Raw genomic sequence first — 416 nt, 5'->3', positions numbered from 1 at the left:
TACACCGTTTTCTACGATGCTTACAATGCTTGTTCCTAATTTTGCGCCGTCATGTCCTTGTGCCGCTTGTACTGTGTTTGCGATTGCTTCTGCTAATTTTGTCATAATATATAATCTCCTTTATTGTTTATGATTTTTTTAGTTTTTTAGTTTTGACTTAGAATCCGAATAATTTACCTAATACACTTACACCGTTTTCTACGATGCTTACAATGCTTGTTCCTAATTTCGCGCCGTCATGTCCTTGTGCTGCTTTCACTGTGTTTGCGATTGCTTCTGCTAATTTTGTCATAATATATAATCTCCTTTATTGTTTATGATTTTTTTAGTTTTTTAGTTTTGACTTAGAATCCGAATAATTTACCTAATACACTTACACCGTTTTCTACGATGCTTACAATGCTTGTTCCTAATTT

Annotated in this window: 3 protein-coding genes; all 3 read right to left on the bottom strand. The window is 33.4% G+C overall.

The features are described from left to right. On the bottom strand, positions 1–105 hold a 105-nt coding region (locus ACZ267_RS12805; RefSeq protein ID WP_081048000.1), incomplete at its 3' end, for a beta-class phenol-soluble modulin. Positions 106–157: 52 nt separating this feature from the next. Then, entirely contained in the window at positions 158–292 is a 135-nt protein-coding gene (locus ACZ267_RS12800; protein ID WP_015365104.1) for a beta-class phenol-soluble modulin, read from the bottom strand. A gap of 52 nt (positions 293–344) precedes the next feature. Continuing rightward, positions 345–416 (bottom strand): beta-class phenol-soluble modulin (locus ACZ267_RS12795; RefSeq protein ID WP_242262225.1); only part of this gene is annotated, 72 nt, incomplete at its 5' end.

Source organism: Staphylococcus sp. AC872 (assembly GCF_979255425.1).
Note: the sequence above shows the minus strand (reverse complement) of the source record. Positions and strands in the feature narration are given on the sequence as shown.

Excerpts from the sequence above, each read along its gene's own strand:
- ACZ267_RS12800 (WP_015365104.1), bottom strand. The coding sequence starts at position 292 with ATGACAAAATTAGCAGAAGCAATCGCAAACACAGTGAAAGCAGCACAA.